Below are 10967 nucleotides of genomic sequence, written 5' to 3'. Positions count from 1 at the left end.
GCCGAGGCGGCGCAGGGTGTCCAGCGGACAGCCCTGCCGCAGCAGCGGGAACAGGTCGTGCTCCTCGTGGCGCACGTGCTGGGAGACCTCGCGCTCCAGGGCCCGGACACGGGCGTCGAACCCGGGTTCGTACACCGTGCTGGACTCCAGGCCCCGCAGCATCGTCGTCAGGCGTTCCTGACGGGCCGTCTCCTTGGTGACGACCTCCTCGCCGTCGGCCACGTACGCGCGGACGGCCGGGTAGAGGTAGCGCTCCTCGGCCGCCATGTGCCGTGCGAGCTCGGCGGCCACCTCCTCCAGGAGCCGCTCGCGGCCGGTGTCCTCGAGGGGGGTGCGGTGGATCCATGTGAACAGCGCCTCGATCACCCGGTGGTCGGTCTCCATCTCGGTGATGATGTCGGTACGGGTCATCGCCGACCGTCCCTTCGCCTCGTGCGCGGCTGCCTGGGCACCACGCTGCCACGGTTCCCCGCATCGCGCAGCGAACACCGCCGGGGCGCGGGCCCGCGGGGGCGAGGACCGGACACCACCCCCGCGGGCGGGCGGGTCAGCCGGAGTGCCAGGCCCCGGTGACCGCGGCGACCACCACGGACCCGATGACGACCAGACGGTGCGTCACGGCGTCCAGCTGTTCCCGCTGGGCGGCCGGCAGGTGCCACTCCTCCCACCAGGTGACCTGCTCCTGGGTGAGCGGCTCGGGCCGCTCGGCGGCCCACCGCTCGCGCAGGTGGTCGGCGAGCGGGCCGGCGACGGCGGCCTGGTCGGCGTAGGCGGAGACCAGCGCCGTCATATGGCTCGTCGGCAGGTGGGGGTACCACTGGTCGCGGACGCGGGCGGTGAGGGACGCGACGGCCTCCAGCCAGAGCACGTGCTGGGTCACCCACCCCTGCGGGTCGCGGCTCGCGGGCATGCCGGGCAGCAGCAGGGGATCCAGCGCGTCACGGCGGGCGAGGAACGCCTGGCCGAGGGTCTTCTCCTCGCCGTCAGGGATCCAGAGACGGTCGCCCAGGGCGATCGCGGCGGCATCGACGGCGTCAACGGCGTGGGTCATTTGATCACTTTACGGTGCCCGTGGGCGCGGCTCGCACGGCACTGCCCGAGCGTGTAGGCCATCTTCCCCGGCAGGCGCGCGCCCGTGCGGCGCCCGGGGCATCATGGCCGGGTGACGAGCCTCGGACTTCCCCCCGGCATCCGCGCCTGTCTGTTCGACCTCGACGGGGTCCTCACCCGCACCGCGACCGTGCACGCGGCCGCGTGGAAGGAGATGTTCGACGCCTTCCTGCGGTCCCGCAAGGGGGCGGGCTTCCGTCCGTTCGACCCGGTCGCGGACTACGACGAGTACGTGGACGGGCTGCCCAGAGCCGACGGCGTGCGTTCGTTCCTCGCCTCGCGGGGCATCCGGCTCCCCGAGGGCCGGCCGGACGACCCGCCGGAGCGGGACACCGTGCACGGTCTCGGGACGCGGAAGAACGCGCTCGTGCTGGAGAAGATCAAGGAGATGGGCGTGCAGGCGTACGAGGGGTCGGTCCGCTACGCACAGGCCGTCCGCACTGCCGGACTGCGGCGCGCCGTGGTCTCCTCCAGCGCCAACTGCCGCGACGTACTCGTCGCGGCGGGCATCGCCGACCTCTTCGAGGTCCGCATCGACGGACTGGTCGCCGCCGAGCGCGCGCTGCCCGGCAAGCCGCACCCGGACACCTTCCTCGCCGCCGCCCGGGATCTCGGCGTGACCCCCGGGCAGTCGGCGGTCTTCGAGGACGCCCTGGCGGGCATGGAGGCCGGGCGCGCCGGTGCCTTCGGCTTCGTGGTCGGTGTGGACCGCGTCGGCCAGGCGGCGGCGCTGCGCAGCCACGGCGCGGATGTCGTCGTGCGGGATCTGGACGAACTCCTGGGGGACTCACCGTGATCACCCATCCGGCGTACGCGGTCGAACCGTGGTGTCTGCGCGAGACGGCGCTCAACCTCGATGTGCTGCCGCAGAGCGAGTCGGTCTTCGCGCTGGCCAACGGGCACATCGGCTGGCGCGGCAATCTCGACGAGGGCGAGCCGCATGGCCTGCCGGGCTCGTACCTCAACGGGGTGTTCGAGCTGCGGCCGCTGCCGTACGCGGAGGCGGGCTACGGCTATCCGGAGTCGGGGCAGACCGTCATCGACGTCACCAACGGCAAGGTGGTCCGGCTGCTCATCGACGACGAGCCGTTCGACCTGCGCTACGGGCGGCTGCTCCACCACGAGCGGGTGCTGGACTTCCGCTCGGGGCTGCTGAGGCGCGAGGTGGAGTGGACGTCGCCGTCGGGCCGTACGGTGCGGGTGCGCTCGACGCGGCTGGTCTCCTTCACCCAGCGGGCGGTCGCGGGCATCGCCTACGAGGTGGAGCCGGTGGACGCCGAGGTGCGGATCGTCCTGCAGTCGGAGCTGGTGGCCAACGAGCAGCTGCCCGCGGCCGGCGGCGACCCGCGGGTGGCCGCGGTGCTGGAGTCCCCGCTGGTGCCGGAGGATCACGAGGCGGAGGACACCCGGCTGCGGCTGGTGCACCGTACGCAGCGCAGCGGGCTGCGGGTGGCGGCGGCCGCGGTGCACCGGGTGGACGGCCCGGAGGAGACGCGGACGTACGCCAAGAGCAGCGACGACCTGAGCCGCTTCACGGTGACGTCGGTGCTGCGGCCCGGGGAGTGCCTGCGGCTGGAGAAGATGGTCGCCTACGGCTGGTCGGGGGTGCGCTCGCTGCCGGCGATGCGCGACCAGGTGGACGCGGCCCTGGCGGGGGCCATGAGCACGGGCTGGACGGGGCTGTGCGCCGAGCAACGGTCGTATCTCGACGAGTTCTGGAACCGCGCCGACGTCGAGGTCGACGGTGACGCGGAGATCCAGCAGGCCGTGCGGTTCGCGCTGTTCCACGTGTTGCAGGCGGGGGCGCGGGCGGAGTCCCGGGCGATCGCCGCGAAGGGGCTGACGGGCCCCGGCTACGACGGGCACAGCTTCTGGGACACCGAGACGTTCGTTCTGCAGGTGCTGACCTGCACGGCGCCGCCGGCGGCGGCGCAGCCGCTGCGGTGGCGGCACGCGACCCTGCCCGCCGCACTCAACCGCGCGCGGCTGCTGGGGCTCCAGGGAGCGGCGTTCCCGTGGCGGACCCTCGACGGCGACGAGTGCTCGGCGTACTGGCCGGCGGGCACCGCCGCCTTCCACGTCAACGCGGACATCGCGGATGCCGTGGTGCGCTATCTGGACGCCACGGACGACGAGGTGTTCGAGTGCGAGGTGGGCCTGGAGCTGCTGGTCCACACCGCCCGGCTGTGGCGTTCGCTGGGCCACCACGACCATCAGGGGCAGTTCCACATCGACGGGGTGACGGGCCCGGACGAGTACAGCGCCATCGCGGACGACAACGTCTACACCAATCTGATGGCACAGCGGAATCTCCGGGCGGCCGCCGACGCGGCCGAGCGCCATCCGGACCTGGCGGCCGAATGGGGCGTGGACGACGAGGAGACCGCCGCGTGGCGGGACGCGGCGGCCCGGATGACGCTGCCGTACAACGAGGGTCTCGGCGTCCACGAGCAGTCGGCGGGCTTCACGGGTCATCAGCAGTGGGACTTCGCGGGCACCCGCGCCGACCAGTACCCGCTGATGATGCACTTCCCCTACTTCGACATCTACCGCAAGCAGGTCGTCAAGCAGGCGGATCTGGTGCTCGCCATGATGTTGCGCGGTGACGCCTTCACCGAGGAGGAGAAGGCCCGCAACTTCGCCTACTACGAACCGCTGACCGTGCGGGACTCCTCCTTGTCGGCGTGTGTGCAGGCCGTGATGGCCGCCGAGGTGGGGCATCTGCGGCTGGCGTACGACTATCTCGGCGAGGCGGCGATGATGGACCTCTCCGACCTGGAGAGCAACACCCGCGACGGCCTGCACATCGCCTCCCTCGCCGGGACGTGGATCGCCCTCGTCGCGGGGTTCGGCGGGATGCGCAACTGCGACGGGGTGGTCTCCTTCGCTCCCAAGCTCCCCGAGCAGTTCGGCCGGCTGGCCTTCACGGTGCAGGTGCGGCGGCGGCTGTTGCGCGTGGAGATCGCCGACGCCCGGGCGACGTACACCCTGCTGGAGGGCCAGGCCCTGGAGGTCGACCACTACGGCGAGCCGCTGCGGGTCGCACCGGGACACCCGGAGAGCCGGAAGGTGCCGGGCGGGCCGGAACGGCCGGAGCCGACCCAGCCCGCGGGACGTCGGCCGGCCCACCGCGGCTGGGCGGCGGGCCGGCGGCCGGAGAGCCCGGACTGATCACCTGCGACACGGCCGGGCCGTGTCGCAGCAAACCGCCGGGACGTCGACCGCCAAACGCATGTCCGGCCCGTTGATGTAGGTCAGCAGCATGACCAGCGGGTCCTCGCCCTCGTTGCGGCCGTCGTGCAGGTGGTCGGGCCCGCCGGTGATGAAGCTGGTCCCGGCGGGGTGGCGGCTCACGCGGCCGTCCGCCCAGTAGTGGGTGAGCGTGCCCCCGGTGACGACGCCGACGAGGGTGCCGGGGTGGTAGTGCCATCCGGTGCGTGCTCCGGGCGGCATGGTGGTCCGGTGCACCACGACGCTGGAGGCGTGGGTCATGCCGGGAGGCAGGGGGAGGACGATCTCGCCCTCGGCCATCGTTTCGCTGACCGGCTGTGCCGGGTGCTCCCTCAACACGGTGATGATGTTCCCTCTCGTTCCGGTGCTGCCCGGGTGGTGGCCCGGGCTCACTCCAGGCTGTTGGACGCCGCGGCCTCGCGGGATCCTCCGCTCGGCCGGCGCCGGTGGTGACGTGGGTGCGCACAATGGGCCTCATGGGTGTTCATGAGACCGATCCGCTGCGTCGTTTCTCCCAGGAGGAGTTGCGGCTCCGTACGAGCGCGAAGTGGCGCGCCTATCCGCCGGACGTGCTGCCGCTATGGGTGGCCGAGATGGATGTGCCGCTCGCCGGGCCCGTGGCTCGGGCGCTGACGGAGGCGATCGCCCTGGGAGACACCGGGTATGCCGAGGGGACGGCGTACGCCGAGGCGCTGGACGCGTTCGCCCGCCGACGGTGGGATGGGTACGGCGTGGTGCCGGAACATACGGCGATCGTGCCGGACGTCATGCAGGGCATCGTCGAAGTTTTGCGTCTGATCACCGGTCCGGGGGACACCGTGGTAGTGAACTCCCCTGTCTATCCACCGTTCTACGGGTTTGTGGAGCACATGGACCGGCGGGTCGCGGAGGCTCCGCTGGGCGCCGGCCACCGCATCGACACCGGCGTCCTGGAGGAGGCGTTCGGGCGCGCGGTGGCGGGCGGGCGGCGGGCCGCGTATCTGCTGTGCAGCCCGCACAACCCGACGGGGACGGTGCACACCGCCCAAGAGCTCACCGAGGTCGCGCGGTTGGCGGAGGCGTTCGGGGTGCGGGTCGTGGCCGACGAGATCCACGCGCCGCTGGTGCTGCCCGGCGCGCGGTTCGTGCCGTTCCTCTCGGTGCCCGGCACGGACGGCGCCTTCTCGGTGATGTCGGCGTCCAAGGCGTGGCACCTGGCGGGTGTCAAGGCGGCGTTGGCCGTCGCCGGTCCGGCGGCGGCCGGGGACCTGGCGCGCCTGCCGTACGTGGTGAGCCACGGCCCGAGCCACCTGGGGGTCGTCGCCCACACCGCCGCCCTGCGGCACGGCGGCGACTGGCTGGACACCGTGCTGGCGGGCCTGGACGCCAACCGGCGGCTGCTCGGCGATCTGCTGGAGCGGCACGTGCCCGGCGTGCGCATGGTGTGGCCGGAGGGGACGTACCTGGCGTGGCTGGACTGCCGGGCGCTGGGCCTGGGCGACGATCCGGCGGCCGTCTTCCTCGCACGCGGGCGGGTGGCACTGACCGGCGGGATGCCCTTCGGCACGGGCGGGGCGGGGCATGTGCGGCTGAACTTCGCCACCTCGCCGGAGATCCTCACGGAGGCGGTGGGGAGAATGGCGGCGGCGCTCGGCCGGTCCCGGCCGAGCGCCGCCCGCCCCGCACCTGCCTAGCCCGGGACGACGTTCTCCGCCTGTGGCCCCTTGGGGCCCTGGACGACGTCGTACGTGACCTTGTCGTTCTCCTGGAGTTCCTTGAAACCGGTGCTCTGGATGGCGGAGAAGTGGACGAAGACGTCCGGGCCGCCGTCGTCCTGTTCAATGAAGCCGAAGCCCTTGTCGGCGTTGAACCACTTCACCCTGCCTGTTGCCATCGCCCATTCCTTCGTTCCTTGCCACGGCGCGACATCGACGCGCCGGCCGGGACCCGTCATGGCCGATCCCGACGCGGCAACCCTCCCCGACCGACCGTGGATCGATGCGCTGCACACTCCGCCATTCACCCGGCCGGCGCAATGACCCGCCCCGTGCGGGACTATGGAGGTGTCCGGCGGATCTTCGGCCGCGGGCCGTCTTTGCCGGCTGCGGCGGCGAGCGCGGGTCTTCGGCCGCGGACTGTCCTTGCCACCTGCGGCGGCGAGCGCCCTGCGGATCTTCGGCTGCGGGCCGTCTTTGCCGCCTGCGGCGGCGAGCGCCCTGCGGGCGCGTCCTCAAACGCCGGACGGGCTTGATTGCGCCGGGCTCAGCCGCTCTCAGCCTGTTGGGGGCACCCCCAGCGGTAGCTGGGGGAGTTTGAGGACACCACCGCGCAGCGGTGGTGCGCACGTCGGCTCAACGCGCGGATGGCCGAGGCGGGTTGTCTCGCGCTGATGCCCGACCTCTTCCACGGCATGGGCGGGGGCTTCGCGCTGGTCCTGGCCGGGCGGGGGCGGTACGACGCGGCGGCGGCCAACTACGGGCGGCTGCCGGACGACCTGGACTCCGCGATGAAGGGCGCCTGCCCGGTACTCGCCACCTACGGCGCCAAGGGCCGCGCGTTCCGCGCGAACGCGGGGAAGCTGGAGGCTGCGCTGGAGCGGGCCGGGGTGGAGCACGAGGTGCGGCTCTACCCGGACGCCGGGCACTCGTTCCCCAACGACACCGACAACGTGCCGCACGCCATGCGTCCTTTGCTGCGGTTCGTGATGGGCATCGGACCGGAGCCGGCGTCGGCCGCCGACGCGTGGCGGCGGATCGAGGCGTTCTTCGCCAGGCACCTCGCCGCCGGCTGAACACGGCCCCCGCGTGAAGGACCCGTGGGGCCTACGGCCCGGCGGCACGCCCAGGCCCGGCCAGGACGTCTCCTGGCCGGGCCGGACTCAAGGCCGTGGTGCGGGAGTGCGTGACAGCCGGCGCGCTCAGCGACCGGTGGCCGCCGAGGGGGTGCCGGACGTCGCGCAGGCGATGTCGGTGCCGCCCACGGGGTAGAGCCCGTCCTTCTTGGCCTGGCCGCCCTGGTACTCGTAGTAGAGGTAGGTGTAGAACTCGATGCGCCTGCTAGGGCCGCAGGCCGAGTCGGCGGCGATCTTGTAGGTCAGCGTCGCGGTGCGGCTCGCGCCGGGCAGGATGGGCACGTTGTAGCTCACCGCGCCGCTCTGCTGGTTGGGCACGGTGCAGGAGGACGTGTCACCGGCGCAGGTGGCGAACGCGTACTTCAGGCCGGGGTCCGACGTGGTGTTCCACGTCGGCTGGATCGACTGGTACACGAACTGGGCGTTCGTGGTCTGGTCGTTGGTGAACGTCAGCTTGATGGTGACCGTGGAGCCCGGGGTCGCCGACTGCTTGTCGACGCTGATGGTCATGGGCGGGGTGTCGGCGGCGGAGGCCGGCTGGGCCAGGCCCAGGAGGGCGACGACGAAGGCGAGTATCGCGGACAGGCTGAGCCGTCCCAGTGTTGTTCTGCGCATGGCGAGGGAGAGTAGACAGAGACCTCGCGTCTTGGCTGCACCCACCGAACAGGACCGGCCAAGTGCCGGGAGGGCTCAGTGACTTCCGGAGCTGGTGTGAGCCAGGTGACAGTGTTGCCGCGATGTTGCGAGTTGGCCGGGAAGTGCTGCCGGGACGGGTGCGAAAGGGGTCATGGAGAGGGTGTGGAGGTGTCGTGGAAGGGGTGGCGAACGGGCGGATGCGAGGGCGCGGACCCGCGGGCACCGGCCGCGCCCGGGCCCCGCGCGTCGCGGCACGCCGGCGGACCCGGACGCGGACGCCCATCCAGCACCTGCCATGCTGAATCATGGAACTCAGACACCTCGAACACTTTGTGGCCGTCGCCGAGGAGCAGCACTTCACGCACGCCGCCGAGCGGCTGCGGGTGGCACAGTCCGGGGTGTCGGCGTCGGTCCGGGCGCTGGAGCGGGAGCTGGGCGCGGAGTTGTTCGTGCGCACCACGCGGCGGGTCGGGCTCACGGACGCCGGGCGGGCGCTGCTGGTGGAGGCGCGGCGCACGCTGGCCTGCGCGGCGGCGGCCCGGGAGGCCGTCGCGGCCGTGCAGGGGCTGATGGGCGGGAAGCTCTCGGTGGGCACCGAGCAGTGCATGGGCACGGTCGACGCGGCCGCGCTGCTGGCCGCCTTCCACGCGTTGCACCCGCAGGTGGAGATCCATATGGAGCAGGCGGGTTCCGGCCGTCTCCTGGAGCAGGTGCGCAGGGGTGAGCTGGACGTCGCGTTCGTCGTGCACGACGGCTCCCACGAGGGGGTGCGGCTGTACCGGGTGGCGGAGGAACCGTTGATGCTGCTGTGCCGGGCGGACCATCCGCTGGCGGGGGCGAGCGGGCCGGTGTCGCCGGCGCGGCTGGCCGGCGAGGTCTTCGTGGACCTCCACCCGGACTGGGGCGCGCGGCGGGCGGCGGATCTGGCGTTCGCCGACGCGGAGGTGGTCCGGAAGGTGGCCCTCCAGGTCAATGACGTCTACACGCTGCTCGACCTGGTCTCGCGGGGGCTGGGGGCGGCGGTGGTGCCGCGTCCGGTGACGTTCAAGGAGCAGGCGCGCGGCCTGAGCGCGGTGCCGCTGCGGAGTGCGACGTCGTGGAAGGTCGCGGTCGCGGTTCCGGCGGCGGGTCAGCCGACCGCGGCGGCCCGGGCCCTGCTGTCGATGATCAAGGAACTGGACGGGGACCGGTCCGAGGACCGTGCGGGAGCGGACCGGACGGCCGGTCCGGTGGCCGCACGAGCGATTGATCAGCGAGTCAGCTGAATGTGATCGGGTTGGGATGTTGGACACGGCCTGGCTCGCGGCGCAGAGTGGAGCCCGACTCCACCGTAGAGAAAGGCAGGCCGTTCCCCATGGCGCAAGAAGTACGCGGTGTCATCGCCCGCGGCAAGGGCGAACCCGTCCGGGTCGAGACGATCGTGGTGCCGGACCCCGGTCCCGGCGAGGCCGTGGTGAAGATCCAGGCGTGCGGGGTGTGCCACACCGACCTGCACTACCGGGAGGGCGGCATCAACGACGAGTTCCCCTTCCTGCTCGGCCATGAGGCCGCCGGCGTGGTGGAGTCCGTGGGCGCCGGCGTGACCGAGGTGGCACCGGGCGACTTCGTCATCCTCAACTGGCGTGCGGTCTGCGGCCAGTGCCGGGCCTGTCGGCGCGGGCGCCCCTGGTACTGCTTCGACACCCACAACGCCACGCAGCGCATGACGCTCACCGACGGCACCGAGCTCTCCCCCGCGCTGGGCATCGGCGCCTTCGCGGAGAAGACCCTGGTGGCCGCCGGGCAGTGCACCAAGGTCGACCCGGCCGCGTCGGCGGCCGCCGCCGGGCTGCTGGGCTGCGGGGTGATGGCCGGCCTCGGCGCCGCCATCAACACCGGCGCGGTCGGGCGCGGTGACACGGTCGCGGTGATCGGCTGCGGTGGCGTGGGCAGCGCGGCCGTCGCGGGCGCGCGGCTGGCCGGCGCTTCGAGGATCATCGCGGTCGACATCGCGGACACCAAGCTGGCCACGGCCAAGGCGATGGGCGCCACGCACACCGTCAATTCCCGCTCCGGCGACGCCGTGGCGGCGATCCGGGAGCTCACCGGCGGCTTCGGCGCCGACGTCGTGATCGACGCGGTGGGCCGCCCGGAGACGTACGAGCAGGCGTTCTACGCCCGTGACCTGGCCGGCACCGTGGTGCTGGTGGGCGTGCCGACGCCGGAGATGAAGCTGGAGCTGCCGCTGCTCGACGTCTTCGGGCGCGGTGGTGCGCTGAAGTCCTCCTGGTACGGCGACTGCCTGCCCTCCCGGGACTTCCCCGTGCTCATCGACCTCTACCTCCAGGGGCGGCTCGACCTGGACGCGTTCGTCAGCGAGACCATCGCGCTGGACGAGGTCGAGGAAGCCTTCCACCGCATGGAGAAGGGCGAGGTCCTGCGCTCGGTGGTGACGCTGTGACGACCGCGCGCATCGAACACCTCGTCACCTCCGGCGTGTTCGCTCTCGACGGCGGCGTCTGGGAGGTCGAGAACAACGTCTGGCTGGTGGGCGACGACCACGAGGTCCTCGTCATCGACGCGGCGCACGACGCCGCCGCGATCGAGCGGGCCGTGGGCGGCCGCCGGCTGGTCGCCATCGTGTGCACCCACGCCCACAACGACCACATCGACGCGGCCCCCGAGCTCGCCGGCCGTACGGGCGCGCCGGTCCTGCTCCACGCCGACGACCGCGAACTGTGGCAGCAGACCCATCCCGGTACCGTCCCCAACGGCGAGCTGACGGACGGGCAGGAGCTGTCGGTCGCCGGGACCGGGCTGGCCGTGCTGCACACCCCCGGGCACAGCCCCGGCGGGGTGTGCCTGTACGCGCCGGCGCTGGGCACGGTGTTCACCGGGGACACGCTCTTCCAGGGCGGGCCGGGCGCCACGGGCCGGTCCTTCTCGGACTTCCCCACCATCGTCGGCTCCATCCGGGACCGGCTGCTGACCCTGCCGCCGGAGACGGTGGTCCGTACCGGCCACGGCGACACCACGACGATCGGTGCCGAGGCGCCGGCTCTGGCGGACTGGATCGCGCGGGGTCACTGACGCCGCGAACCGGCCCACCGGCCGGGGGGACCGGTTCGCCTCCAGGGCCGCCGGTCCCGCCGGAACCCACGGGGCGGGGCCACTGGTGGCG

At 72.7% G+C, this 10967-nt stretch carries 12 protein-coding genes; 7 read left to right on the top strand and 5 right to left on the bottom strand.

Going from position 1 to position 10967, the window contains the following annotated elements; translation table 11 throughout:
• Together J7E86_RS21330 and J7E86_RS21325 are read right to left on the bottom strand one after the other, a co-directional pair.
• Positions 1-411 (bottom strand): hemerythrin domain-containing protein (locus J7E86_RS21330; protein ID WP_215083333.1); only part of this gene is annotated, 411 nt, incomplete at its 3' end.
• A gap of 136 nt (positions 412-547) precedes the next feature.
• Positions 548-1051, bottom strand: coding sequence for a hypothetical protein (locus J7E86_RS21325; protein WP_215083332.1), 504 nt, complete (start codon positions 1049-1051; stop codon positions 548-550).
• 111 nt (positions 1052-1162) lie between these two features.
• Here J7E86_RS21325 and J7E86_RS21320 point away from each other — a divergent pair, with 111 nt between their 5' ends.
• Positions 1163-1906 (top strand): HAD family phosphatase, encoded by a 744-nt coding sequence (locus J7E86_RS21320; RefSeq protein WP_215083331.1) that lies wholly within the window; start codon positions 1163-1165, stop codon positions 1904-1906.
• Positions 1903-4281, top strand: coding sequence for a glycoside hydrolase family 65 protein (locus tag J7E86_RS21315; protein ID WP_215083330.1), 2379 nt, complete (start codon positions 1903-1905; stop codon positions 4279-4281). The genes J7E86_RS21320 and J7E86_RS21315 overlap by 4 nt, the downstream gene beginning before the upstream one ends.
• On the opposite strand, the gene J7E86_RS21310 is transcribed toward J7E86_RS21315, so the two are convergent.
• Positions 4282-4677: a cupin domain-containing protein gene (locus tag J7E86_RS21310; RefSeq protein WP_215083329.1), complete on the bottom strand. Its 396-nt coding sequence runs from the start codon at positions 4675-4677 to the stop codon at positions 4282-4284.
• A gap of 140 nt (positions 4678-4817) precedes the next feature.
• Between J7E86_RS21310 and J7E86_RS21305 the strand changes: the two genes are divergently transcribed.
• Positions 4818-6014 carry a MalY/PatB family protein gene (locus J7E86_RS21305; RefSeq protein ID WP_215083328.1) on the top strand — a complete coding sequence of 399 codons (1197 nt, stop codon included), beginning with the start codon at positions 4818-4820 and terminating at the stop codon, positions 6012-6014.
• Here J7E86_RS21305 and J7E86_RS21300 read toward each other — a convergent pair.
• Positions 6011-6214: a cold-shock protein gene (locus tag J7E86_RS21300; RefSeq protein ID WP_215083327.1), complete on the bottom strand. Its 204-nt coding sequence runs from the start codon at positions 6212-6214 to the stop codon at positions 6011-6013. The two genes, J7E86_RS21305 and J7E86_RS21300, sit on opposite strands and share 4 nt — an antisense overlap.
• A gap of 495 nt (positions 6215-6709) precedes the next feature.
• Between J7E86_RS21300 and J7E86_RS21295 the strand changes: the two genes are divergently transcribed.
• A complete protein-coding gene (locus J7E86_RS21295) occupies positions 6710-7111 on the top strand; it encodes a dienelactone hydrolase family protein (RefSeq protein ID WP_251019465.1) in 402 nt (133 codons plus the stop codon).
• Between the two features lie 126 nt (positions 7112-7237).
• Here J7E86_RS21295 and J7E86_RS21290 read toward each other — a convergent pair whose 3' ends face one another.
• Positions 7238-7786, bottom strand: coding sequence for a hypothetical protein (locus J7E86_RS21290; RefSeq protein ID WP_215083325.1), 549 nt, complete (start codon positions 7784-7786; stop codon positions 7238-7240).
• A gap of 326 nt (positions 7787-8112) precedes the next feature.
• Between J7E86_RS21290 and J7E86_RS21285 the strand changes: the two genes are divergently transcribed.
• The 3 genes from J7E86_RS21285 (at position 8113) to J7E86_RS21275 (ending at position 10876) form a co-directional block, all read left to right on the top strand.
• Positions 8113-9072, top strand: a complete 960-nt coding sequence (locus tag J7E86_RS21285; protein ID WP_215083324.1) for a LysR family transcriptional regulator — start codon at positions 8113-8115, stop codon at positions 9070-9072.
• Between the two features lie 89 nt (positions 9073-9161).
• Positions 9162-10247 (top strand): S-(hydroxymethyl)mycothiol dehydrogenase, encoded by a 1086-nt coding sequence (locus J7E86_RS21280; protein WP_215083323.1) that lies wholly within the window; start codon positions 9162-9164, stop codon positions 10245-10247.
• Positions 10244-10876, top strand: coding sequence for an MBL fold metallo-hydrolase (locus J7E86_RS21275; RefSeq protein ID WP_215083322.1), 633 nt, complete (start codon positions 10244-10246; stop codon positions 10874-10876). Before J7E86_RS21280 ends, J7E86_RS21275 begins: the two co-directional genes overlap by 4 nt.
• The last annotated feature ends 91 nt before the right edge of the window (positions 10877-10967 follow it).

This window comes from Streptomyces sp. ISL-11 (assembly GCF_018614525.1).
In the GTDB taxonomy this organism is placed as follows: Bacteria; Actinomycetota; Actinomycetes; order Streptomycetales; family Streptomycetaceae; genus Streptomyces.
The sequence above is the reverse complement of the archived record's forward strand: the minus strand, read 5'-3'. Positions and strand labels throughout refer to the sequence as shown.